Origin of the sequence: Oceanobacillus sp. FSL W7-1309, from assembly GCF_038002145.1 — a bacterium.
GTDB classification, from domain to species: Bacteria; Bacillota; Bacilli; order Bacillales; family Amphibacillaceae; genus Oceanobacillus; species Oceanobacillus profundus.
Map to the genome: position 1 here is coordinate 466,889 of NZ_JBBOBX010000001.1, position 25,499 is coordinate 492,387.

General features: G+C 36.6%; 26 protein-coding genes. 9 read left to right on the plus strand and 17 right to left on the minus strand.

The genetic code is table 11. The annotated features are described in order from the left end of the window. Positions 1 to 416: 416 nt before the first annotated feature. From solA to NST46_RS02175, 7 genes are all read right to left on the minus strand, one after another. Entirely contained in the window at positions 417 to 1,556 is a 1,140-nt protein-coding gene (solA, locus tag NST46_RS02145) for an N-methyl-L-tryptophan oxidase (RefSeq protein WP_340002263.1), read from the minus strand. 115 nt (positions 1,557 to 1,671) lie between these two features. Next, positions 1,672 to 3,090 (minus strand): sodium:solute symporter family protein, encoded by a 1,419-nt coding sequence (locus NST46_RS02150; protein WP_341136677.1) that lies wholly within the window; start codon positions 3,088 to 3,090, stop codon positions 1,672 to 1,674. Between the two features lie 55 nt (positions 3,091 to 3,145). Continuing rightward, positions 3,146 to 4,225 carry an NAD(P)/FAD-dependent oxidoreductase gene (locus NST46_RS02155; protein ID WP_341137309.1) on the minus strand — a complete coding sequence of 360 codons (1,080 nt, stop codon included), beginning with the start codon at positions 4,223 to 4,225 and terminating at the stop codon, positions 3,146 to 3,148. Next, on the minus strand, positions 4,218 to 4,547 hold the full coding sequence (locus NST46_RS02160; protein ID WP_340002265.1) for a (2Fe-2S)-binding protein: 330 nt from the start codon (positions 4,545 to 4,547) through the stop codon (positions 4,218 to 4,220). Before NST46_RS02160 ends, NST46_RS02155 begins: the two co-directional genes overlap by 8 nt. Then, entirely contained in the window at positions 4,540 to 5,652 is a 1,113-nt protein-coding gene (locus NST46_RS02165) for an NAD(P)/FAD-dependent oxidoreductase (protein ID WP_341136678.1), read from the minus strand. Before NST46_RS02165 ends, NST46_RS02160 begins: the two co-directional genes overlap by 8 nt. Next, positions 5,642 to 5,965, minus strand: coding sequence for a (2Fe-2S)-binding protein (locus NST46_RS02170; protein WP_118890236.1), 324 nt, complete (start codon positions 5,963 to 5,965; stop codon positions 5,642 to 5,644). The genes NST46_RS02165 and NST46_RS02170 overlap by 11 nt, the downstream gene beginning before the upstream one ends. 183 nt (positions 5,966 to 6,148) lie before the next feature. Continuing rightward, the gene (locus NST46_RS02175; RefSeq protein WP_339316261.1) at positions 6,149 to 6,871 is read right to left on the minus strand and encodes a GntR family transcriptional regulator; all 723 of its coding nucleotides are present in this window, start codon (positions 6,869 to 6,871) and stop codon (positions 6,149 to 6,151) included. Between the two features lie 433 nt (positions 6,872 to 7,304). Between NST46_RS02175 and NST46_RS02180 the strand changes: the two genes are divergently transcribed. After that, entirely contained in the window at positions 7,305 to 7,544 is a 240-nt protein-coding gene (locus NST46_RS02180; RefSeq protein WP_432806675.1) for an alpha/beta-type small acid-soluble spore protein, read from the plus strand. A gap of 58 nt (positions 7,545 to 7,602) precedes the next feature. Here the strand turns inward: NST46_RS02180 and NST46_RS02185 are convergent, their stop codons facing one another. The 3 genes from NST46_RS02185 to NST46_RS02195 all read right to left on the minus strand — a co-directional run bounded on the left by NST46_RS02185 (position 7,603) and on the right by NST46_RS02195 (position 10,709). Then, on the minus strand, positions 7,603 to 7,788 hold the full coding sequence (locus tag NST46_RS02185; protein WP_118890238.1) for a gamma-type small acid-soluble spore protein: 186 nt from the start codon (positions 7,786 to 7,788) through the stop codon (positions 7,603 to 7,605). A 288-nt stretch (positions 7,789 to 8,076) separates the two neighbouring features. Then, a complete protein-coding gene (locus NST46_RS02190) occupies positions 8,077 to 9,513 on the minus strand; it encodes an SLC13 family permease (protein WP_341136679.1) in 1,437 nt (478 codons plus the stop codon). Between the two features lie 8 nt (positions 9,514 to 9,521). Next, positions 9,522 to 10,709 carry a glycerate kinase family protein gene (locus NST46_RS02195; RefSeq protein WP_341136680.1) on the minus strand — a complete coding sequence of 396 codons (1,188 nt, stop codon included), beginning with the start codon at positions 10,707 to 10,709 and terminating at the stop codon, positions 9,522 to 9,524. Between the two features lie 432 nt (positions 10,710 to 11,141). On the opposite strand from NST46_RS02195, the gene NST46_RS02200 reads away from it, so the two are divergent. After that, a complete protein-coding gene (locus NST46_RS02200) occupies positions 11,142 to 12,002 on the plus strand; it encodes a carbonic anhydrase (RefSeq protein ID WP_341136681.1) in 861 nt (286 codons plus the stop codon). 367 nt (positions 12,003 to 12,369) lie between these two features. Here NST46_RS02200 and NST46_RS02205 read toward each other — a convergent pair whose 3' ends face one another. Both NST46_RS02205 and NST46_RS02210 read right to left on the minus strand, forming a co-directional pair. Beyond that, the gene (locus NST46_RS02205; RefSeq protein ID WP_303448934.1) at positions 12,370 to 13,293 is read right to left on the minus strand and encodes an LCP family glycopolymer transferase; all 924 of its coding nucleotides are present in this window, start codon (positions 13,291 to 13,293) and stop codon (positions 12,370 to 12,372) included. Between the two features lie 100 nt (positions 13,294 to 13,393). Further along, on the minus strand, positions 13,394 to 13,846 hold the full coding sequence (locus tag NST46_RS02210; protein WP_251661183.1) for a VanZ family protein: 453 nt from the start codon (positions 13,844 to 13,846) through the stop codon (positions 13,394 to 13,396). Positions 13,847 to 14,268: 422 nt separating this feature from the next. On the opposite strand from NST46_RS02210, the gene NST46_RS02215 reads away from it, so the two are divergent. Then, positions 14,269 to 15,522, plus strand: a complete 1,254-nt coding sequence (locus tag NST46_RS02215) for a YeeE/YedE family protein (protein WP_341136682.1) — start codon at positions 14,269 to 14,271, stop codon at positions 15,520 to 15,522. Positions 15,523 to 15,732: 210 nt separating this feature from the next. Here NST46_RS02215 and NST46_RS02220 read toward each other — a convergent pair whose 3' ends face one another. Continuing rightward, complete coding sequence (locus NST46_RS02220; RefSeq protein ID WP_341136683.1) at positions 15,733 to 16,584, minus strand: MurR/RpiR family transcriptional regulator; 852 nt, start codon at positions 16,582 to 16,584, stop codon at positions 15,733 to 15,735. A 407-nt stretch (positions 16,585 to 16,991) separates the two neighbouring features. Here NST46_RS02220 and NST46_RS02225 point away from each other — a divergent pair, with 407 nt between their 5' ends. From NST46_RS02225 to NST46_RS02245, 5 genes are read left to right on the plus strand one after another with little or no spacing between them, the layout of a single operon-like run. Beyond that, positions 16,992 to 17,414, plus strand: a complete 423-nt coding sequence (locus tag NST46_RS02225) for a PTS sugar transporter subunit IIA (protein WP_341136684.1) — start codon at positions 16,992 to 16,994, stop codon at positions 17,412 to 17,414. A gap of 57 nt (positions 17,415 to 17,471) precedes the next feature. Then, entirely contained in the window at positions 17,472 to 17,981 is a 510-nt protein-coding gene (locus NST46_RS02230) for a PTS system mannose/fructose/N-acetylgalactosamine-transporter subunit IIB (protein ID WP_251661175.1), read from the plus strand. A gap of 18 nt (positions 17,982 to 17,999) precedes the next feature. Beyond that, entirely contained in the window at positions 18,000 to 18,752 is a 753-nt protein-coding gene (locus NST46_RS02235) for a PTS mannose/fructose/sorbose/N-acetylgalactosamine transporter subunit IIC (RefSeq protein WP_251661173.1), read from the plus strand. A gap of 2 nt (positions 18,753 to 18,754) precedes the next feature. Further along, positions 18,755 to 19,615, plus strand: coding sequence for a PTS system mannose/fructose/sorbose family transporter subunit IID (locus tag NST46_RS02240; RefSeq protein WP_095313835.1), 861 nt, complete (start codon positions 18,755 to 18,757; stop codon positions 19,613 to 19,615). 30 nt (positions 19,616 to 19,645) lie between these two features. Beyond that, the gene (locus tag NST46_RS02245; protein ID WP_341136685.1) at positions 19,646 to 20,839 is read left to right on the plus strand and encodes a M20 family metallopeptidase; all 1,194 of its coding nucleotides are present in this window, start codon (positions 19,646 to 19,648) and stop codon (positions 20,837 to 20,839) included. A gap of 120 nt (positions 20,840 to 20,959) precedes the next feature. Here the strand turns inward: NST46_RS02245 and NST46_RS02250 are convergent, their stop codons facing one another. Both NST46_RS02250 and NST46_RS02255 read right to left on the minus strand, forming a co-directional pair. Further along, the gene (locus NST46_RS02250) at positions 20,960 to 21,145 is read right to left on the minus strand and encodes a hypothetical protein (RefSeq protein ID WP_341136686.1); all 186 of its coding nucleotides are present in this window, start codon (positions 21,143 to 21,145) and stop codon (positions 20,960 to 20,962) included. Positions 21,146 to 21,402: 257 nt separating this feature from the next. Then, the gene (locus tag NST46_RS02255; RefSeq protein ID WP_341136687.1) at positions 21,403 to 22,002 is read right to left on the minus strand and encodes a hypothetical protein; all 600 of its coding nucleotides are present in this window, start codon (positions 22,000 to 22,002) and stop codon (positions 21,403 to 21,405) included. 305 nt (positions 22,003 to 22,307) lie between these two features. On the opposite strand from NST46_RS02255, the gene NST46_RS02260 reads away from it, so the two are divergent. Beyond that, entirely contained in the window at positions 22,308 to 22,850 is a 543-nt protein-coding gene (locus tag NST46_RS02260; protein WP_341136688.1) for an NADPH-dependent FMN reductase, read from the plus strand. Between the two features lie 679 nt (positions 22,851 to 23,529). Here NST46_RS02260 and fba read toward each other — a convergent pair. Next, a complete protein-coding gene (gene fba / locus NST46_RS02265; RefSeq protein WP_341136689.1) occupies positions 23,530 to 24,387 on the minus strand; it encodes a class II fructose-1,6-bisphosphate aldolase in 858 nt (285 codons plus the stop codon). A 184-nt stretch (positions 24,388 to 24,571) separates the two neighbouring features. Next, positions 24,572 to 25,471, minus strand: a complete 900-nt coding sequence (gene lsrF / locus NST46_RS02270; protein ID WP_341136690.1) for a 3-hydroxy-5-phosphonooxypentane-2,4-dione thiolase — start codon at positions 25,469 to 25,471, stop codon at positions 24,572 to 24,574. Positions 25,472 to 25,499: the final 28 nt, after the last annotated feature.

Genomic DNA, 25,499 nt, shown 5'->3' on the forward strand with positions numbered 1-25,499 from the left:
GCCAGGTTTAGACTAGTTAGTAGAATAAAGTAGAGTATTGCAAGCAGAGTCTCTAACGACAAAACATATGAGATTACATCTAGAAACAGGTATAATTCATGTTTTGTTTTATAGATAAAGAGAGAAGTGCGCTAACACTTCTCTCTGCAACCTCTACCGTCAGGATGATAGTTGTCAAAAAAAATATTTGTTTTGAGAACCACCTTTTGCTTGTGACGACGCGGGGTGGTTTTCTTTCGTTCAAGAAAAAATCTATTGAATAAATACGCACTAATTGCAGGTATAATCCTTTTCAAAACTACTTTTGTAATTAACACGAATATCCTTAAATTTTATGGTTCTACTGCTGTTCGATCGTTATCCAGCACAGAATAGTCTTCTTTTATTAATTACACCTTTAGTCGATTTTAACCCTACTACTTATAATGCTTTGATAATAATCTACCTGGATCAAGATGATTGATATTGCTTTTTGTTTTCCCTTCAATCAATAGTTCAGAAGAAATCCTGCCGATGATGGGTGCTAGTTTGAAACCATGACCAGAGAAACCACTTGCAATGATAGTATTATTCTTTCCTGGTAATTCTCCCAACAACGCATGATTATCCGGTGTATAAGCATCCATATAAGCACTCGCACGAACTGGGTCTGGATATAGCATTGGGAGCAAGGCTTTTACGGATTCTCGCAGTTTTTCAATTTCTTCTGGATATACGTCTCGGTATAATGAAGATGGATTTTCTATTGGCAAAGGATCTTTTGTATAGGAAGCTTTCACCATCGACCCATCTAGTGAAGGTGCTCCTGTAAGCCTGAAATCTCCGCGCATTCTAGCAAATATAGGTAGCTTATTTGCTTTTGTTTCAGCAAGATTTTTCGGTGTAAACCAGGTCAGCAATAATCTTTTCGGTATCAATTGCTTTTTTAAAGCTGGTAAAAGTTTCCCTGTCCATGCACCAGTGGTAATCAATACTTTTCCTACCTTGTACGTTTTCCCTTCTGCAATAATGCGTACACCAGCAGTTTCAGGAATAATTTCATCTACTGCGGTATATTTCATTAATTTCGCACCATGCTTCATAGCCAGTAAAGAAGCTGATACAACTGAAAGTTCCGGTCGAATAAAGCCTGCTTCCTTATCTAATATGACTAGGTCATCATCGTATATTTTAAATTGTGGATAGCGTATTGCTGCCTGGTCTCCCTCTAAAATTTCATGCTCCAGTTTAAAATCCTCGATGCTTTTTAAAACTGTTTTAATTTCCAGAGAGTTAGATTCTCCAATCATTAATCCCCCATTTAGCGTTAACAGTGAATTTCCGCTTTCTGTTTCCAGTTCCCTCCATAATTTTTTTGCTTCCTGTAGCATGGGAACATATTCAGGTCCTTCCATGTATGCTGTACGAAAAAGCCGGGATTCTCCTCCCGCAGCAGTTCGGTCATTTCCAATTCCAAACTGCTCAAAACCTATAACAGATACGCCCTTTTTTGCAAGTTGCCATGCAGCCATGCTTCCCATTGTTCCAACTCCAATGATGCCTATATCAGCGTCCATTTTTTTCTCCTCCTTCATATACTTACTATTGCTTAGGATTTCAATTACTAATTCTTTCATCATACAATTAATTATATTCCCGCAAATTTATAAATTAAGAAAATTCAAGTTGTACTTATAGACCAGAAACTTTCTTATCAAGCCCTCTTTTTTCTTTAAAAATCATACTGAATAAAAGGAAACCTACTAAGGAACCAACAACCCCATATACAGCATATGGAATGGCTGTATTTAATAATTGAGCAATTGCCGCTCCAATAACACCAGCGAATATACCACCCATGGCTCCTTTTGCTGAAAGTAACTTCGTTCGTCGCAAGGCAATACCCAAAAATATGGGAACTAGCAAACCTGCAGCTGAATAAGCGTATGTCGCTTGCAGCCATCCCAAAGCTTGCGGATAATACAATGATAAAACAATTGCAAGTACAATAATTATTACGGATAGCATTCGCGAAGCTTTGACCAATGTTCTATCCTTTACTTCGGGATTGATATATGATTTATAAATATCATTTGTTATATTAACTACTACAGACTGCATAGCACTGCTGACTGTTGACATGATAGTTGCGATGATAAAAGCTGAATAAATCGCCAGAAACCAAGTAGGAATTTGAGTTAGAAACCATCCTGCAGCCAACTCGGGATTATCCATACCAGGATTTTGCGAAAGAATAGCAATCCCCATAAAGGAAGCCCAAGTTCCACTAATAATTCCGGCAATTGCAGCTATGATAAAACCCTGTTTTGCCGTTTTGGCATCCTTAGCTGAATAGATTCTTTGATAAGACATTTGATTTGTAAGGGCACCAGGAAAAATGGCAAAAATCCAAAATACGATTGTTGTCAATCCAATCGCTCCCATCCCTTGAGGAAACGACACAAGGTTTTCAGGAACATTCGAAGCAATTCCCGACCAACCTCCAGCATAATTTAACATATATATTCCACTAACTATAGACAGTAGCAGCATAAAACAACCAAAAACAAAATCAGTCCATGCTACCGAAGCCATTCCTCCAGGTAAAACGAACAACAAACTGATAGCTGCAAATATAATAATCAATAAAGTAAAAGATAACCCCGTTATTTCAGTGAATAAGTTTCCGAATGCCACCAACTGTGTACATAACCAGCCAAATGGTACCACAATAGCTAGTAATGTAACAGAACTCATCATAATTTTGTGCTCTCCATATAACTTCTTGAAAATGTCAGGTAAGGTGGAAAAATTATGTTTCTTTAGCCACCCCGCTAGTAATACAAGAAGAACAATACCTATAGAATATAGCAAGTTATACGTTATTGCTGACCAGCCAGCACTGTATCCTATACCGACATGTGCAACAAGAACTCCTCCCCCCATGCCAGTAGCAAACTGTGTGCCCGCAACAACATACATTGGAAGGGATCTCCCTCCCACATTCCAATCTTCTATTCCCTTATTCCTCTTTCCTACCCAAAACGAAATAGCCACACCTACCCCTAAAACTACAATAGAGCTAATTACTATCGCTACAGCAGCATTCATCATTTTCCTCCCTTAATATATTTGGCTTTTTTTGATATTGTTTTAACATTCCATTTTAGACTCCTTCAAATCTTGCAAGGCTGTATCTAGTAAGGTCAATAGAAGTTTCACCATCTGTCAGCAATTCTGTCATTAATGTACCGACTAATGGTGATAATGTTATTCCACTGTGCATAACAGCCACATAGACACCTTCAATATTTGGGATCTCACCGATAATTGGAAATCCGTCTTTGGGCATTACTCTGATCCCGGAAAAAGTCCGAACAACATTTGCCTTGGCCAGTGCTGGAACGAAATCAGTCGCCATTTTTGCTGTTTGCTGAATAACATCCAATGTCGATCTTCTATCATAGCCCACCTCCTCTTTCGAATAGCCAATTAATACTTCACCATTGTCTGCCTGACGAATACCGCCAATAGTATATTTAAGAAACGGCTGAAGCGGTTCTGTAACAAGAATTTGCCCTCGTACCTGCTTCACCGGCATCTCTACACCTAACATGCTTCCTAAATCCTTTGACCAAGGACCGCCTGCCAATATAACTTTCTTCGCTCGAAAGACTCCTTTGTATGTTTCCAACCGAAAGATGTCACCAGATTTCTCTATATCGATTACTTGATTATAATAAGAACACTGGACCCCATTCCTCTTTGCAGCTTTCACATATAACTCAACGAGGCGAAATGGATTCACATTCCCATCTAGTTTACTGAAGGTAGCACCAGCTACATTAGAAGAGAGAGAAGGCTCTTTTTCCAGTACTTCGTCTCTTGTTAGAACTTCAATATCTATTCCGACCTCCGCCTGTTGTTCAACAAGTCTCCAAGCTTTTTCCCGTTCAGCTTCATTGAAAAAAGGGGCTATTCCACCAGTTCTTTTATACTCCACATCACCGATTTTCTTTTCTAGAAAAGGGTACAGTTCTGCGCTGAACATACTTAATTCCCCATACCAAGAAGGTACTTTGCTATGTACCCAAACCCATGCTTGCGTAGAACCGGAAGTGCCAGATAAAGGGAAATCCTTATCGATAAGCAGAATTTCATGATTTTTACTTTCTGAAAGATGGTAGGCAATACTGCTCCCGATAACCCCACTGCCAATCACAATAACATCAAATACATTATTCATTTTTTGTTTCACCATCTTCCACTGATTCTCCAAAAACAGATGCAACATTACCGCCTTCACTTCCATTTGTAAGCGCACTCATTCTTACGAGTTTTAATGGCATTCTCATCCTAGATATCCGAATATCTGCCAAAGGCTTGCCAGTATATTCAGCAATAATTTCTCTTACAGGATTAAGGCAAATCTTTGACTGGCAAGGACCCATCCCACATCTAGTCAGCCGCTTTATATCATCAAATGTTTCAGCACCATTCTTCATAGCTGTCTCAATCTCATCAACATTTATTTCTTCACAACGGCAGACGATTGTTGATTTATCCATACATCTTCCCTCCTCTTATCTTCATGAAATAATCCGGGAGATTCAATTCATGTTTCTGATGATAATCGGCTATCATTTCAGTCCTTGTTTTAAATACTTTTTCACTTTCCAAATTAGCCAACTCTCTCCAACATCTGCTTTTTTGTTCATCTCCCTCTGCTGAGCTGATGAATCCCATCGCCTCTAAAGCACTCAAAGCAGCAATTTCTCCTGTTAATAGAATTGGTCCAAGATCCGTAATCCCTGCCGCATTTCCAGCAATATAGCAGGAAGGATTGGTTGTCTGTAAATGAATATTGTACGCAGCTAGCCATCCTCCAAGTTCTTTTTGATAAACAAAATGACAATTCATAATTTCAAAAGGCTCCAGTATGGGACTGAATCCATTAGCAATACAAACAAGATCCGCATTAACTTCTTTTAACCCATCTGGTGTCTGAATTACGACATGTTCCACCTCTCCGGCACCCGTAACTATTTCAATCGTGCTATTTTTATAGACAGGAACGTTTTCCACAGCCTTCACTAACTCTGCATCAGAGCAGGTAATTTGATTCTTTTCCTCCACAATTGCAGCTACTGTTATTCCACAAGAATTGAGTTGTCTTGCAACTTCCAATGAGAAATCATTAGAGCCAACCATAACAGCACGCCTACCAGGCAATACTTTTTCCCTGTTTATTAGTATTTGAGCTGCTCCAGCAGTCATGACTCCAGGAAGTGTCCATCCTGGAAAAACCTTTGCCTCCTCTTGGGCTCCAGGCGCTATTATACTTTTTCGGGATTGGATTTCAAAAGTCTTATCCCCATCAGAAACACCAATGTTTCCATTAAGATAGGAACCAATCATGGTATGTTTCTTTAACACCTGTAGATTAGATGCTCCTACTTGATTAATAAGTTGTTCATTCACCCATGTACCGCGCTTCTTTCCATATCCATACTGTCCCGGAAGGTTAGAAAACCATTGAGTCTGTTGTCTCAATTGTCCACCGAGAGAAAATGATTCATCGGCTACTACTACCCTTGCCCCCGCTCTATCAGCAGTAAGAGCTGCATGCAGTCCTGCCGGTCCACCCCCTATAATCAGTAAATCAGTTTCCATATTTCTCACCTCTTATTTCTGGATCATTATTATTGGAAAAAACCTGCATATTGTTTTCCACAAGAGTAGTACAGCTTATCACATGATCGAGACCATTTATCGTTACAAAGCAGCTGGTACACCTTCCATTAGAACAATAAAGACCTCGAGGCTGAGAGAGTTTCCGACTCACTCCCAATTTCCGAATACCATTTGCCATAAGAGCAGCTGCCACCGTTTGTCCTTTTTTTGCTTCTAAACGATGATTATTAAAATAGAAAAAAACTTTTTCATTGGATTTCTCTTTCAAAACTGGATGTTCACTAATATGCATGAGAAAGCCTCCTTCAGGTTATATATTTTTATTTTTCGATAAATTTTGACTAAAAAAATTAAATTTTAATACAAATCTAGTTAGTTATACAATAATCTATTCATAACAGGTATTTTGTATGTGATAAAATTATAATGTTATAACATTATAATTTTGCAAGTTATATTAATGAGCAAGCATTAATTATAAATTAATCTCAAGAAAATATTTTGCATCTTTAAATACCGCCTTAAAACGGGAATATTCTACAATATAGTCATCTTCTGCTTTCGTATACCTATCCAATACTAATAATTGTTCACCAATGGGGATATTGAGTAACGCTGCTTCAGATTTATCTGCAGTTTTTGTAGAGATAAACACTTTTGCAGTATCCAGCTTAAGCCCATACTTTTTTGAAAATAAGTTATATAGTAGTTTATTTTCAATTTCCTCCTCTGTTAAACCTGGTGTTAAAGCTGCAGGTATCCAGGAATTTTCAATTATAACGGGCTTCTCTTCTTCTAGTTTAATCCTAGAAATATAATAGATTTCTTCATTCTTGTCTATCTGCAGATTCTTTATCAATTCAGTATTTCCTACTATTTTTTTAAAGCTTAATGTTTTATGGGGATAGGGCTTCTCATCTTCAAACTTATTATGTATGGAAACAAGTCTAGACAAGTCAGTTTTATCGTGTTTATTTACAAATGTACCCTTTCCGCTTTTCCTGTATAACTTCCCATTGTTAACTAGGTCAAGTACAGCGCGTTTTACTGTAATATTACTCACCTTAAAAAGGGATGAAAGCTGTTTTTCTGTTGGAATTTTATACCCCGGCTCCCACTCTCCAGAAATTATTTTGTTTTCTAGGTATTGTCTTATTTGCCTGTGTAATGGTATTGCTGAATTCTCTTCTAATGACATGTATTTCAACTCACTTTTGTTATAATATTATAATTTTTAAGAATTTATTTCTGTATATTATAGCTACATTATCATTCATAGTCAACATCATCTTTAGAATTTTCTAATTATATTTTGTGCTTCGTTTTTAACATTTCACATAGTTCTTATAAAAAAACTTTGTGCTTCAAAGTAAATATTACCTGCCAACCAGTCACTACTTGCGGGTACTATTCGATTTGTATTAATTGTTGTGTCTATAATTACATCCCTCATACCTATTTAGCATAATACTTTAAAAAGACATTCTGCTTTATTCTTTATGACTGGCATCACAGTTGAAATTACTGTGGTATCGACAAAAATATATGCTTTGTAAACTTTTAAAATATAACATATAAACCCGGATAAACTTAAAATTTTGGGAAATTATATTCATGAGGAGGTGTTTTGCGTGGGAAATAAAAACCTCAGTCAGTTCAAAGGTCGTGTCATGAAAGCCAATGGATATATCGTGGATAATAATAACCCGGATTATGTAAAATATGAAGTTGCTAAAGAACAAGGCATCACTTTGAAAAAAGGAAATAATGGAGACCTTACCTCCAGACAAGCAGGAAAAGTTGGAGGGTCAATTGGTGGCAGTATGGTTAAAGAAATGATTAACATAGCCAAAGAACAGATGAAAAAATAACTATAATTCTCCCCTGCTGCTTCTAACGCACGAATCAGCAGGGAACGTCGTTTTATTATCATTTTTGATTCTTTTTCCGAACCTGTTCTGTATTCGTGTCGCTATAAATTGCCGTTCCGTGGCCACCAGTAGTCCTAGCGATGTATTCCTTTGCTTCGTTATAAGACATGCCGGATTGTTCATTTGACTGTTTAACAGCTGCAATATTTGTGCCAGCTGCTGTATACTTTTTACTTCTTTCCATAAAATCACCTCTCTCTTGGTGAACTTAGTTTTCCCAGAAATGCTTTATTCAAATAGACAATTCTTTCCTTCCACTCACCCTAAAATGTAAAAATACTGTTTTATTACACATGAGTAAACAATCTATTTGATTTATGTATTCGATCTCTTATTTTTACATGAGGGATCGAATGGATAAGAACGGAGGGATAACTCGTTGAGTTGTAGCAGAGGGCAATGCCTCTTATAAAAATGAATATCCTTACAGGCAACAGACCCTCAAAGGTAACGCTGCCTGTTAAAGGTACCTTCATAGCCCCATCCCAACCCATTGCCAATACGAAAAATAGAATAACATCATAAGAAGTATATAGAGCGGCATTAATATAGCACTCATCTTTAATAGATTACTAGCATCATAGGATATGTCGCCTTCCTCATAAAAAAACAGCAATGCTTTTGAACTAACCGGAAATGTAACACAATAGTTCATCCCGACTAAACTTAAGAAAACAACTGCAACAGGATCAACTCCTATTGTTTCACTAAACATTAATAAACTTGGAATAAAAATAATCGCTCGTGTCGTATGAGAAGTAATATACAAATGACTCGTTACGGTCACAACCAAGATAATGAAAACAATGAGCCAATCTGGTGCTCCTACAAACAAATGCAGCACATGCAGCATTTCGTTTTCAATCCAGTGGACTACACCTGTATCGACTAACACTTTTCCTAGCGCAGTTGCAGCAGCAACAAATAAAATCAAATTCCAGGATACCGCCGCTAGTCCTTCTTTCCAACGAATGATTCCGTATTTCGGTATCATGACCAGGATGGCACCTATCATCGTAATAAATGCTATATCATAGCCATGGATTGTTTCTGTCATCCAGCCTGCAATTAAAAATGAAATCAAAATCAGTGTCTTCTTTTCACCCCCACACAACTGATTTCTTTGCATTGTTTTTTCTTCTGGTTTTACATCCATCTCCGTTGTTTCACCTTTTGGCCACAGGCACCATTTAATAATAAAAAATGAAACAAGCGTAACAATAAGCGCAAATGGAACTCCCCATAGAAACCATTTAAAATAGGAAATGGTTTGACCAGATGTACTTTCCAGTAAAGAGACTCCGATTAAATGAGAGCCTGCACCTATTAATGTTGCTGACGTGCTCATTAATATAAGTACAGGTGTGATAATAGCCAATACGCGTTGTTCTTTCGTTGAAAGCTTTTCACCTAGCTGATTCACAATCGGTCTGGATAATGCAGCCCGACCTGAGGTAGATGGAATGAAAAATGCAGATGCAAAGAAAACCGAGCCTATTCCAAAAAGCACACTGCTTTTTTTCGTTGACCTTCTGCATACAGAACGAGTTAATCGTTCTGCTAATCCAGATCGTTTCACTGCTTCACCGATAATAAAAGAACCAATCATTAGCCATACTACCTTCTCAGATAGTGATTCGTATAACAATTCCGTACCTGCCGCCTTCATCATGATGATAAACATAATAAGTGTAATCGCTACGAATCCCGCGGGTATTTTAGTTGTGATCCATAGCGTCATTGCTGATAAAAATGCGAATAATGCTATCTTTCCACTGAAGTCTAAATGACCAATGGATAGAGTCAGTGCTATTAGAAGGACATGTATGCTGATAATTACGACCGACTTCGTTGATAATTGGCTTACCCGTGATTTGTTCCAATTCTGCTTATCTAATCGTTTCTCCATGCGCGACATCACTTTTGATTCATGCCTTTCCTTAGCAATTTTCTTTCACCAATTCCTAAGCCAATAGCAACTTGTCGCAGTACGGATTCTGTACTTTCCTCAATCCACTTTGGCGCCTTTTTTATCGCCTTTTCTAAAGTTGTTGGTTTTTGAATAATACTACTGTAAGCATCTATACCCGCACGATAGTTTAAATTTGCTCCTTTACCGATTGTTCCAGTAATCGCAATCACTGGGATGTTATTTTTTTTCGCAATTCGTGCAACCTCCGCTGGAATTTTTCCATTTGGAGTTTGAAAATCTAAACTCCCTTCTGCAGTGAATACGATATCAGCATTAGAAATTTTTTCCTCAATACTAATATAGTCCATAATAATATTAAAACGCGGGTGTAATGTTGCACCGGTAAATGCAATTAATCCCGCACCTAATCCCCCTGAAGCACCGCTCCCTGGTAATGAACCTATCTCTATCCCAACTGATTCCTGAATTAACGCCGCATAATGCTCTAAAGAAGCTGATAACTTTTCTACTTGTAATGGGCTGGCCCCTTTTTGTGGACCGAAAACTCTGGCCACCCCTTTCTCGCCACATAAAATGTTTTGCCAATTACATGCAACATCGATAGTAACAGAATATAAGCGCTTATCTAATTTCGCTAGATTAAGAGAATCCACCTCCAATAAATCCTTCCCCCCGTTTATAGGAATTGATCGATGTTGCTTATCCAAAAACTGAACTCCTAAAGCTTGCGCCATTCCAGCACCACCATCAGACGTTCCAGAATCACCACAGCCGATTAAGATTCGATCAACACCTAAATCAAGAGCAGCTAATATTAACTCACCTACACCATAAGTAGTTGTTCTTAATGGATTTCGTTGATCACGAGGAACGAGCTTCAGCCCAGCAACTGCTGCCATTTCAATCACCGCAGTTCGTTTGCCATTCTCAACAAAAACGCCAAAATGGCTTAATATCTTCTGCCCAACAGGACCTGTAGCTTCTTCATATATTAATTCTCCATTTTTTAAATGAGTAATCGTCTTTGCAAATCCTTCTCCACCATCAATCATCGGAATAACTTCCATATCAATAAACGGATCAAAGCGTCTTACCCCGCGTTCCATTGCTGAAGCCACTTCCTCAGAGCCCAAACACTCTTTAAACCCGGACGGTACAATAACGATTTTCATGATAACATTCCTCCATATGTTTTTATTACTAATCAATATACCGCTGAAAGATGAGAACATAATGAGAGAATGATGGGAAAATTATTAAAAATTCGTTGTAATTGTATGATTAAGAATACGAAGATCCCCATTTTCTTAATTTTTTGGATTAAATCGCAGTCTCACCCGTCTTCTTTTGATTCAGGCCAGATGCAATTTATCGTTGATTCCCTTTTTCATCATTTTTCATCCAGGATTCAAATCGATAACTAGTTAATTAGTAGGAGGAATATTTCATATGCCGTTCTTTTATACTTATGAAATAATAGTCTGTTTTTACCGAAATATAGGATTCAAACAATTATTGAAAGATAACTATTTATTGTTCTTCTATTCTTTAGTATATTGTTGGATGAACAAGAAGAAAATGGAAAAAGGAGAGTCCTATTAAGTATGAAGAAGAATTTCGTTTATCTTATTTTAGCTGTATCTTTAAGCTTTTTTATAGGAGCTTGCTCGGAACAAACTCCGGAAACAGCTGGGTCAAAAGAGGAAAAGACAAATAATGCCAATGAGGAACAAAACACTGGTATGAAAGAAATGGAATCAGAAAAGGCAACTACACATACTTCTCAGTGGTCTTATAACGGGAATACAGGCCCTGAACACTGGGGAAAACTGGACAATGCAAACTTAGCCTGTGCCAATGGAACTGAACAATCACCCATTAATGTCGAATTTCCCCAAGTAAAAGCGAATAAAAAACAAGAGGAAATTCAGATTCAATATGAGCCAACAACATTTTCACTAGTAAACAACGGTCACACAGTTCAGGCAAATGCTGTAACAGAAAGCAGCAGCATTGTCATAGAAGGAAAGGACTACAAGCTCATTCAATTTCATTTTCATACTCCGAGTGAACATCAATTTAATGGCCAAAATTATGATATGGAGCTGCACCTAGTACATAACGATGCAAATGGCAATCTTGCCGTACTTGGATTAATGATTAAAGAAGGTAGCGAAAATGAAAATCTAGCATCTGTTTGGAATGCATTACCGAAGGAAGAAACGGAAAAAGATATTCCCGTAAAAGAACCGATTGATTTACAAGCACTGCTACCCCAAGATCAAACATCTTTCCATTATAACGGTTCGTTAACAACACCTCCTTGTACAGAAGAAGTGAAATGGATGATTTTTGAACAACCAATCGAAATGTCAAGCGTACAAATTCAAGCATTCCAAGACATTTTTCCTGACAACCATCGTCCCGTTCAATCTTTAAATGAACGAGAGATTATTAAAAACTAGATAGATTTCATTTTTTCACACAAAAAAACATATCTATTAATCTCGGTACCCATTATCCACTCTCCGGACAATAAAACAGATAAGCTCGATAATTCGTCTAGAGTTAATCAAAAAAGTGTACGAAAAACTTTTGGTTAGGATTAATAAATGTATCTCTTGACATTCACGAGTTTGCAATGAATTCAGTATAAACACAACACTACATGGAGAAGTGGTATTGGTAGGCTTATTTACTAAGCAAGATATAGCCTTTGACCTCTACCACAGAGGCTCCATGTCAAGTTCCATTAGATTGAATATATATACTTTCATCCGGATAATATCGAATGCCATTTCATACAAAAATCAAATGCCAGACTCACATTTCCTAAACCTCTCCTTCAAGCATCCCTCGCACCTTCGCAATCTCCTCACCTGTTACAATCAAATAATAAATCCCGTCAATCGTCGTTCCGTCCCCTTGCAATTGATAACTAACAACATTATTTCTTGTATCTTTATAGCCAGATAAGAGCTTTTTCATATCGTCAAAATCCAGATTTGTTGCCATATTATTCCCTAGAATATCAATTGTGCTGTTGATTTTTGTAACGGAACCTACAGAAGCACCTTTGTTAATAATGCCTTCGATTACTTGCCGTTGTCTGGATGTTCGTCCAAAGTCTCCGTTTGGATCTTGCTTCCGCATTCGGACGAAAGCCATTGTTTGGTCGCCGTCTAGTTCGACTGGGCCAACATTAAAATTATTTGTACCATCATTCCAAGCAATCTCATTATCTACTGTAATCGTCCCAAGCTCGTCTACTAATTCGGACAGTCCATCCATATTCATACGTACATAATAATCAAGCTCGATATCCAATAGATTCTCAACAGTCGCTATAGACATATCTGTACCGCCAAATGCATGCGCGTGATTAATCTTATCCTCGGTTCCTTTTCCGACGATTGTTGTTCTCGTATCCCGCGGGATACTAATTAGCTGCATGGAATCGTCTGTTGGATCAAGTGATAGAACCATTAATGCGTCAGATCGACCGCTCGTTCCTTCTTGTGAATCAATTCCCAATAATAATATAGTAAGCTTTTCGGTTGCTTTCATTTTCTTTTTCGTTGTTTCCCGATCAATCGAATCTACGGGCTCATGCATTTTTTCGTTTACAGTTTTGGCAACGTTATTGTAAATGGAAATGGCATATGCTCCCACTCCAAGGACAATCACCCCGATAAGTATCAATGGAATTTTCAACCATAGTTTTCTAGATTTTTTCTGATTTGATTTTCTAGTCATTACCTGTTTCCCTCTTTCAGCATTCGAATTAATTACGTTTATATCTAACTCTTGCAACATTCCTTACATTTACAAAACACATTGTCACCCGCCAAATCAATCACGTCTTGCGGACAATATTTATCAATCGACTTAACAACAGATAGCCAACTATCCCCACACTAGCTCCTGCGCTATCTATTAAAACATCCTTCACCTGGGCTCCCCTACCTGGAACAAATAGCTGATGCACTTCATCTGAAATCGCGTATAGCACACAGATGAGTAACGCTAACCCGATTGTTTTGCATCCAGTTCCTTTACTCATATTTAATGCATGAAGCACTAGCATTCCGAGGAAAAAATAAATGAAGAAGTGAGCGTTCTTTCTGATGATATGGTGGATGCTGCTAACATCTAAATCCTCATTTGGAACAACTTTTTCTATAAAGGCTAACACTATTTCTGTAACTCCTGTACTAAGTTCACTAGACGCTGCAGCAGCTTGATGTGATAAATGAAAAATTAACCCCATCCAGAGGATAACAGCTGCCCAGGAAAGGGTTTTTTGCATAGAAATCTTCCTTTGCTATTTATACGAATAACATTTTCAAATTTGCGAATAAAAATTTCAAGTAGAGACAATGGTCCCTCACTGAAATAATAAACTGCTTTTCGTGTATTAAGGGAGTAACATCCTATATATTATCAAATAAAAGAAAAATTATGAAGCAGCGATTATACATGAATTAATTCAATTACAAAATACAATAGAATACCACATAGTCTGATTAGTTAGACTAGGCTAGATTGTACTCTGTACTCTTCTGCTTCTTTATGTATATAAATGAAGCATCGCTATTACAGGAACGCTACCCCCGTCTAAATATAATTTTAACTCTTATCCAACAATAATATCTTTACAAACACCATTATTTCTTATAAACTTTATACACATAAACCCTATTAACTTAATAGGAATAAGGAGGTTTTTTCTTGGAACAGCAGGTGGCTGAATCATCAAAGACATGGATTAAACATCCCACAACCGTTATTAAAGAACTACAGCCTGTCCAAAAACCATTTTTAACACTCGGAGTTATTGCTTCCGTTATCTTATTTATTGCGATCGTTAGCACGACTGATATGGTGCAAGGAGTGCTTTATTTAATAGGTATTGCATTAGGTGTTACACTACTACAAGCTCGTTTTGGCTTTACATCAGCTTTCAGACGGCTTATGTCCGTTGGAAATACACAGGGACTCCAGGCGCATATGCTGATGCTCATGGTTGCAACAACATTGTTTGCCGTCATTCTTAGTACTGGTTTTTCATTTACTGGTGCCGATCCCGCAGGATATGTTTCTCCTGTAGGAATGAGCGTCATTTTTGGATCGTTTCTATTTGGTATTGGCATGCAGCTCGGAAACGGCTGTGCCTCTGGAACACTTTATAACCTCGGTGGTGGTTCCAGTTCGATGATCCTTACGCTGATAGCATTTATCATCGGATCAACAGTTGGCGCACTTCATTTCCCATTCTGGATGAGCACACCGTCACTTGAACCATTCTCCCTTGCTACATCAACAAGCCTGGGGTATGGTGGGGCTTGGATCGTACAAATAATTATGTTTGTTGTGATTTACTTTATTCTCGCTCAATTCGCAAAGAGAAAGAATCCTCCAAGAATGAAGCCACTCGTGACAACAAGCGGATGGAAAAAAATCTTTAGAGGAGCATGGCCGTTATTTGTTGCTGGAATAATTCTAGCAATCTTAAACGCTCTGACACTAGCAGTCCGTGGTCAGCCATGGGGAATAACATCCGCCTTTGCTTTATGGGGAGGAAAAACGCTTGATTCTGTCGGTGTCGATGTTGCTTCATGGGGATATTTCCAAGGGGCAAACGGCATGGCATTAAGCCAAACCGTTCTAGCTGACTCCACAAGTGTGATGAACTTTGGCGTTATCTTAGGAGCATTCATTGCTGCGACTGCGCAAGGTAACTTCAAACCTAAAAAACTAAAAGTCGGCCCAGCCAGCGCCTCTATTGTTGGCGGATTATTAATGGGATATGGCGCACGTCTTGCCTTTGGTTGTAATATTGGTGCTTATTTTGGCGGTATTGCATCATTTAGTTTACACGGTTGGGTATGGATGGTTATGGCAATGCTTGGCACAGGAGTTGCTTTGTTTATTAGGCCGTTGTTTGGTCTTAATAACCCGAAGAAGAATGATTTGTTCTGTTAGGGAAAACCTCGTCCGTTTTTGGGCGAGGTTTTTTGATAATTATAAACAGGTATTGGAGGTCTATGGGAACAAAATGTGGTCCTCCAATACTCATTGATTTTCTCAGTGCTTTAGGTAACAAAGGAACTTATCTCCAATCAATTTTTTCAAGTAAATTTCTTCAGGATGTTTTCTTACTTAAATTAGTCAATTGCACTAGATTAAGGGTTATTATAAATGTTTTAAGCTCACACTTTCCCTCATTTTTTGTAATGCACATCGCCCCAATTCTTTTCTCAAAATCATAACATTTGTATAAAGCGCATCAATTATAGATAATTGAGCAATTCTAGAAGATAGTACTTCTAATCGAAAGTCCGTTTCATCAGCAACCGTATATAGAGCAATATCTGCTCTCTCCGTTAAATATGATTTTGCAAAATTGGTAATCGCTAAAATAGGAACTTTGTTGTTTTTTAACACCTGTGAAATGTCTAATAAGTCTTTTGTTGAACCACTAAGTGATATAAGCACAGCAAGATCTTTATCTTTCATCTGAGATGCAGACATAATCTGAAGATGGGAATCCAAATCAGCATTGGCATTAATTCCACTTCTTATAAACTTGTGATACGCATCTAGGGCTACAATGGCTGATCCTCCAGATCCAAAAAAATGTACTCTATCTGCTTTCATTATAGCATTGACTGCTTTTATAATAAGATTTTCATCCTGGATTTGAAGTGTGTCTTCGATTGTTTTAATATTGGAACGAAAAATTTTTTCAGAAATTACTCCAATACTATCCTTCTCTTCTATTTTTTCGTTGATATTATCTATAGGGGCAACAACCTCTGCTGCAAGGGCAATTTTCATAGATTGAAAACCTTTAAAACCAATTCGTTTACAAAATCGAAAAACTGTGGAGTCAGCTATACTTAGTTTCTCTGAGATTTGGTTTATTGTATAATGAATAACTTTATCAGGATATTTTAATATAAAATCAGCAATTAAGCGTTCTTTATCACTAAAGTGACCATAATTGTTACGAATACTTACTAAACAGTGTTGGGTATTATTCAACGTACATTACCTCCTAAAAATATAATTTTTAACTGAAACATTTAATATAAAAGATTTCAAAAGTACACCTCTTAAGCCTTTTCTTTACAATCATCTATCAAAGAATTAAAAACGGTTATAAAAGTACAATCCAAATTTTTACACCTTATAAACAGGATTATATGTAGTTTACCAATCATGATATTCCTCTCTTTAAGAAAAATCATCGAAAAATTTTTTACAAAAATGCGAATAAAAGAAAAAATATTCTATATATTGGATTAAGCAGTTTTAAGTGCCTTCCAAGTTACTAACAAAATTAATTGTTCTTAAAAGATTATTATTGTAAACGTTTACAAAGTAAACTTTTGCTTACGGAACTCAACTATAAATATTAACTCTAGAAACCTTAAAAAGGAGGAGTAATTTTGGCAAACGACTCTTATCAAAGTGAAATTTTATTATTAACTCACGGGGGGTGGGGAGAAACACTTATAGATAAATTGACTATGATAATTGGTCAAATAAAAGGAGTAAGTGAAATAGCTCTAAATCCTTCTGATACACCAGAGGACTTCTTGCAAAAGGTAGAGCAAAAGATTAAAAAAATGCCAGCTAATTCTTTAATTATCACTGATATCGCTGGCGGTACAACGTCAAATGCTGCATTAAAGTTAAGTCAGAAATATAAAATTCATATATTATCCGGATTAAGTGCAATTATGTTGATTGAAGCCATTATAAGACAAAATCGACCTTTCACAGATGAAAGTATAAAAGAAATTAATGAGGCTGCAATTATGAACTGCCAACATTTGAAAGTACCAGCACCTGACCCAGATCAAGTATAAATATAATTTATATATGTTTTACCAAAATAGCAAAAAACTATCTAGGAGGAGATTTTAATGGCTCAAATAGAATTGGTAAGAGTAGACTTTCGTTTAATACACGGTCAAGTAATTACTAAATGGGTGCGCCAAACTTTTGCAAATCGTATTGTGATTATAGATGATAATTTAGCTAAAGATGAATTTATGAGAAGCATATATGTAATGGCAGCCCCATCAAATATAGAGGTGAATGTTTATTCGGTTGAATCTGCAATAAACAATTGGGTAGAAAACGAGATGGGACATGGGAAATTATTCATTTTGTTTAAAGATGTTGAAACAGCCTTTAAAACTATAAAGGGAGGAGTTCCAATTAAGGATTTACAAATTGGTGGTTTAGGGGCTGGTCCAGGAAGAAAGGCTATATTTGGTCCAATTACATTAAACGAAGAAGACGCTAATTTGTTAAAAGAATTAGATCAAGAAAATAATTGCCATGTATATTTGCATCAAGTACCAGATGAACCAAAAATGGAATTAAAAAAGGCTTTAGAAAAATTGGATTCTCTAAAAAATAAAAATTAGGGAAGAGGTGCACCACCAATGAATTTATTAGTAGCGGCATTATGCGGCATTTTATATTTCATAGGTACTAGTCGTCTTGGTTATGGTTTATCACAAGCAACAGGTTCACCTATTTTTTATGGTTTAATTCTAGGGTTGGTCTATGGAGAACTTGAAAAAGGTCTAATTATTGGTGCTACAATACAGCTAATTTATATTGGTATTATTTTTACAGGAGGCAATATGCCTGCCGATCAATCACTCGCAGGAATAATCGCTATCCCGATTGCTTTACAGACCGGTATGAATGTAGAAGTTGCTGTCGGACTTGCGGTTCCTTTTGGTATTCTAGGAATATTTATTGACCAACTAAGAAGAATTTCAAATTCTTACTGGGTATCAAAAGCGGAGAAGTATGCACAAGTTATGGATACAAGGAGAATTTTCCATTGCGCAATTACGTATCCAACCATAACTATATTTCTATTAACGTTTACTCCTGTTTTTGTTATTACCTTATTTGGTGCTAATGCTGTTACAAGTATAATGGACATTTTACCCCAAGGAATAATAGATGGTTTTAGCGTTGCAGGTGGTATACTTCCAGCTCTAGGATTTGCCATTATTATAATGGTTATAGGAAAAAGAGAGATAATGCCTTATTTCTTTATTGGATTCTTTTTAGTCGCTTATCTAAAAGTTGACGTTATGGCAGCAGCAGCATTTGGTTTCTGTGTCGCAGCTCTCACCATGTTTAATTCAATTAAACAGAATCAGAAGGAGGTTAATTAATAATGTCCTCTAATTTAGATGAAATACAAAAGCAACGCGAATTAACTAATAGAGATTTAATGAAAACCTATGCAAGATGGTATTTAGCAGTAGAAGTTAGTAATTCTTATGAGCGTTTACAAGCATTGGCATTTTGCAATGCTCTATCTGGGAGCTTAAAAAAGTTATATAAAGATGATGATCAAGGATATAGAGAAGCTTTAATACGACATTTGCAGTTTTATAATTCTGAAGGAACTTTTGGTGCCGTTATACATGGTGTCGTTTTATCAATGGAGGAAGAAAAGGCAAAAAGCAAAGATTCTTCAGATTCGCTTTCTGAAGAAGTTATTACAGGATTTAAAACAGGTTTAATGGGACCAATTGCTGGTATTGGAGATACATTAATTTGGGGAACCTTAAAGCCTATTATTCTAGCTCTAGCTTCTTCTTTAGCATTAAGTGGACTGTTTATCGGAGGTATTGTGCCGTTTTTATTCCCCTTAGCAGTTATCCTAATAGGATACGGTATGATGAAATCCGGATATTTATTAGGAAAAGAGTCTGTTACAAAGTTAATGAAATCCGGATTAATCAACAATCTTATTAACAGTGCTAGTATTTTAGGATTGTTTATGATGGGAGCACTTTCATCAACTTATATAAAAGTTTCCACTCCTTTAGAATTCTCTTTTAAAAATGCTGAGCCAATTGTTATTCAAGATATATTAGATCAAATTTTAGTAGGTATATTACCTCTTGCAGCTGTCTTTGGCATATATTTTTATTTTAAATTGAGAGGACAGTATTATAACAGGCTTATCATGTGGCTAATTGTTATTTCATTGATTACTGGGTTCTTTGGAATATTACAAGGCAGTTAAACATCAATAAATAAGTGAGAGGATTATTATATGGAAAAAGAAGCTATGAAACTACGATACGATGATTATTTGGATTCGAGACTTGATGAACTTTGGAAAATCGCACAATATGTTCATTCCAATCCCGAACTTGGGTTCAAAGAGGAAAAAGCTTATCGAATTCAATGTGATTTTCTAAGAAAAAATGGTTTTGTGGTAGAAGATAACTTAGGTGGGCTCTCAACTGCTTATAAAGCAGTATATCAATATGAACCGGGGGAGCTAACTATAGCTGTGGTATCTGAATATGATGCTTTGCCTCAAATTGGTCATGCTTGCGGACATAATTTAATTTGCGCCACTGCTTTAGGTACAGCTGTTCAAATAAAAAAGTATATGGAAGAACAAAAAGTACCCGGGACATTAAGTGTAATGGGCACACCTGCCGAAGAGTTTGGAGGGGGCAAAATAAAATTACTCGAAAAAAATGCCTGGGATGGTATTGATGCTATTTTATTTATGCATCCAACTAGTGATACAACACGACTTGCGGGTGAATGTATGTCTTCTAAGAGAATAAAAATAAAATTCAAAGGGAAATCTGCACATGCCGCATCACATCCTAGTAAAGGTGTCAATGCCTTGAATGCCGCAAATTTATATTTTGTAGCAACGGGTTTATTACGACAGCATACAAAATCAGATTTTCGCCTATCAGGGATTATAGAGTCTGGTGGAGAAAGTACAGGTTTAATACCGGATATTGCTTCAATAGAAGGATCACTCAGCTGTTTCAAATTAAGTGATCTAGATGATTATACTGAACGTGTGAGAAAATGTGCTGAAGGCGCAGCTATTGCTACTGGTTGTGAGGTTAATATTGAATTTATTCCTGGTTATTTAGGAAGAGTTCCTAATAAAACATTATCTGAAGTTTGCCGAAATGAACTAATATCTATAGAAGAACCAGTTATGGATGGTATGCCTTATGACTATGGTGGAGAAGATTTAGGCAATGTGTCAAGAGTAATTCCAATTTGCAATCCTTATGTCACTATTTTCCCTGATTATAAAATTTCAAATCACACCGAACAATTTAGAGATCTCGCCAACTCTTCCTCTGGAAAAAGGTGTATACAAGTTAGCAGTAAGGCTATGGCAAGAACCGCAATGGAATTGTTTATGAATCCTGATATAGTGGATGAGGCTAAGAAAGAACTGAATAAACGCATGCAAGATGAATAGGCATTTGGAGTTTCGAGGAGGAGGGGGGGTGACTAACCCTCGCCCTCTCACACCACCGTAGTGTCAAGATAACAACTACCCTCCCCTATATAAGTCTTGAAGCAAAACTACGTCTTTGAATTACTTATAAAAATGATACCCAAATGTTTTTCGTAATGTATGTGTACCGTTTCCTTCAAGACTTATATGCGACTTCCCTGAAATGTAACGGAAAGCCCCATATCTGCCTGCAATGTTTAAAGTATAACCCATAAAGGGATTGCCTCTAAAAAAAGCAATCCCTTTAATAATATTTACTCTAGACATAAAACGCAATAGATTCTCTCCATCCTAAAATCTACCTCCCTAACTCCTCATTTAATGCCTCATAAGGCTGCTCCATCTTATCCCGAAGGTTAGTTAAATATAAGATGAGTCATATTTCAACATGAAGTGGGAAAATGTAGCACCAGAGTTAGGTACTGCATGAAACTTCGGTAGCATGAAAGATTCTTAAGTAGAGATTAAAACTCCCTTTAAAACAAAAAAGACATTCGCCAGCTAAACTAGCAAATGCCTCACTCTTAAAGAATCAAAAAAATAACTCGATAAACAAAATAAAAACCAGCAACAAATAAGACCGCTGTCTTCAAGTTGTTTTTTGCAACAAAGAAGTAAGAAATCAAAAATATGGATAAATACAAAAATGTATACGCTAATGAACTAAACCATGAATAAATTGTAATGTCTACTAGCTCTAACGGAATGGATACGATTAATAATATGGCTGGAACGACAAGTAGTGCTCCCAGCTTTTCAAAGAAAAAGTTCAGATCATATGTTTTTCCATTTTTATTTGCGACATTTTTAAAAACAAACATCAATAATGCTAGTGCTGCCGCATAAGCAATAGTCCGTTCAAAATAATCGAAGTAGTCACTGAATCCAAGGTAACGCAACGCATCTAGATATGTAAAAATGCCAACAATATTACTTAGTAAAATAAGACCAAGAAAAGCTATTAATGTAATAAGGCCAAATTGCTGCTTGCTTTGCGTTTCATCTGAAAGAACATGGTCTGGATCCTTTAGGACTTGCTTCACATATTGAAAGTAATTACCTAGCTTTCCCTCATTTCCATTATTCCCTTTCTTCTTCTCCAATACTTCATTTTGGTTTTCCATTTTCCTGTTCATCCCTCCAATGTATTTATTACTTATGATATATAAGTTTTAGGTAATTTTATATACAAAACAGGAAGAATGAATCGTTAGTACCTCACTTTTCTTTTTATGGGTACAAAGTATGTAACCAACTTATAGTAGTCTTTTTTATTATCGCAATGAATACATTACCAAACATAGTACTATTTTTGACTCATTCACACCTCTAACACAAACCTAAGAATAGAACCTTCCCTCCTCAAATGATAAACTCATACTATACTATATCCAATTGAAAGAATAATAATTGAAATGAGGTAACCATAATGAAACTTGTCGGCGTATCAGGAGCACTAGCTGGCGAAAAGACATCCATTGTTGTAAATGATGTTTTAGTCGCTGCTCAACATCTTGACTCAAACATACAGACAGAATTAATCGACTTAAGGGACTATGAAATTGATTTATTTAATGGGTCTCCATTAATAGCATATAACGAAGATACTTGGAATGTTGTTCAAAAGATTTTATCTGCCGATTTCCTCGTATTTGGTACACCGATTTATCAAGCATCTATTTCAGGTGCTTTAAAAAATTTGTTAGACCACTTACCGGAATATGCATTTAAACATAAAGTAACCGGCATGGTTGCGACTGGATGGTCAAACAGACATTTTCTTGTCATGGAATACCATTTAAGATCAATCTTATCTTACTTCAAAGGTTTAGTTCCAACAGGTAATGTCTTTGTCCACAATAATTCTTTTAATGAAAATAGTGATGAAATTATAGATGAACGTGTTTCGGAAAGAATTCAAGCGCTCGCGGAAGAAATGGTTTATTTGCAGCATGGGATAAATAATAGGTAATCACAACGTGCCATGGCGAGAACATCGTACCATTTGATAGAGACCGGTTAAATTGCACGAAACGTTATTTAGCTCTAAAAAATCCTCAGCCTAATCTATAAGAGTAGCTGAGGATTTATCACACGTTTTATTTCGTTACACCGTGTACCATTTGTTTAAAAGCTTCATTATGGTTCAATTTCTTTCACTGATTTCTTAATAGAGCCACCAATAAACTTATGTTCATTTTCTCGTTGCAACCATTTTTTCTGTAGCAGCTATATTTCCCTATGAAATATTTTCCATTTTTCACTTGTAACTGAATCGATGAGAAATTACTCGTAGCTGCTTAGATGACATCCATTCCTTTTGAAAGCCCATTATTATTCTGTTGGAAAGACACTTCTAATTCCGTGAAGAAATCTGCAACTTCCTTTAATTTTAACCTTATTAACAGAAGACAGTACACTTCTATCCCTGTAAAATGCAGTAACTGAAGAAGTATTATCTAGTATATTGGGCAAAAATAGAGTTGTTGGCGGATCAGTGGAATTTGGTGGATCTTGGAAAAGGCCTTCTTCTAAATTTACTAGGTTTGTACTGTTCGATATGATTTGCTCATTAATTATTATAAATTTCCTAAGTAAGCATCATAAATCCACACACTTATACAGGTGGAATATAGCTAACACTCACTTTATTAAGCCTTACCAGAAGAACCAAATAATCTAATCTTTTCTTTTACCATTTCTTTAACCGCCATTCTCCCTTCTCTTATATAACGAGTTGCATCATACATATCCCTATTTTCATTTAATAACTGGCGCACTCGCTTTGTGAAAGCAAGATGATTATCCGCATTAACATTAATTTTTGCAGTTCCCGATAATATAGCCTGTTGTATTTGTTCAGGATAAAGACCAGAAGCGCCATGTAATACTAATGGAATTTGAATAGACTCACTAATCTTCTTCATTTTCTTGAAATCAACTTTTGGTTCACCTTTATATGGTCCATGAGCAGATCCGAGTGCAGGAGCTAAACTATTAATTTTGGTTAGTGTAACCAACTGTATGCATTCATCTATGTCTGCGTACACAGGGACATCAGAAACGATCTCGCCTTCTTTTCCACCAATACTCCCTAACTCAGCTTCTACTGTAACCCCTAGCTTATGTGCATAGTCAACGACCTCTTTCGTAGTCATGACATTTTCATAAAAAGGTAACTTTGAAGCATCAATCATCACGGAGGAAAATCCAGCTTGAATGGCAGATTTGCAATTTTCTAGGCTTGAGCCATGATCCAAGTGAAGAGCTATAGGGACAGTGATATCTTTCTCTCTTATAACGGAAATTACAAGTTCTTTGGCAACTGAAAAACCGCCAAAATAATCAATTGCTTCCTCGGTGACACCGAGAATAACAGGTGAATTTAACTCCTCAGCAGCTTCTAAAACCGATTGTACCCATTCTAAATTGTGAACATCAAAATGACCAACTGCATAATTTTCTTTTAAAGCCTTGTCCAGCATACCTTTTACAGATACTAACTCCATCTAAAATTACCTCCTAGTTACTATTCGCTATTAGAAAGCTTAGTTGTCACCACCACTTAGCTATCAGCCTGAGTTATAATTAACAGCAAGAAATTCTTTTTGCTTCTAACTATATGTTGCCAATTATATTAAAAGCACCATTGTTTAAGGCTTCTACTCTAAAATAGCAGAAGCCCCTATAGAATTATTTATTAACTTGTAGGTTTGCATTAGCTAAGTCAAGATAAAACGCATAAGCCTCTTTATCTGTAAATCCATCATGTACAACTTTATTAACTGCTTGAATCATCCCTTCCGGATACTCGGATTGAAAAATGTTTCTTCCCATATCTACCCCTGCAGCTCCACATTGAATAGAGTTATACGCAAGTGTAAGCGCATCCTTTTCAGGAACCTTTTTACCACCGGCAACGACTAATGGAACTGGGCAGGCTGCTACCACTTTTTCAAAATCATCGCAGTAGTATGTTTTTACAATTTGCGCACCAAACTCTGCTAACATTCTTGTTGCTAAAAGAAAGAAACGATTGGTACGCTCCATTTCTTTTCCAACAGCCACAACACCCAATGTCGGGATCGAATACCTAGAACCTAAGTTTACTGCTTTATTTAATGCTTCAATCGTTTCTTTTTGCCCCTCTGCACCGATAAAAGTCTGAATTGCAATTGCACTAGCATTCATTCTGATCGCATCTTCTATATCTACAACCATCGTTTCGTGACTTAAATCGTTTTGCAAAATACTCGATCCCGACGAGATTCTTAATGCAATTGATTTATTATAATTCGCTGGGACGCTCGTTCTGATTGCTCCCCTTGTTGCCATTAAACAATCCGCGTGCTTCGCTAATCTCGGAATTAACAAATCTAGTCTTTCTAATCCGGAAGTAGGCCCCATGAAATATCCATGATCAAATGCCAGCATCACAGTTTTTCCTGTTTCCGGTTTAAAAATTCTTGAAAGGCGATCCTTCATTCCCCAATCTAAATTAGAAGCCCCTCTTACATGGAAATCACCTGTATTAGCAAAAGCTACATCTTGGGCAAATTGTTTTGCATCTTTATTGCCTTCCATATCCGCCATAAATCGATCACTCCTCAAATAATATCGT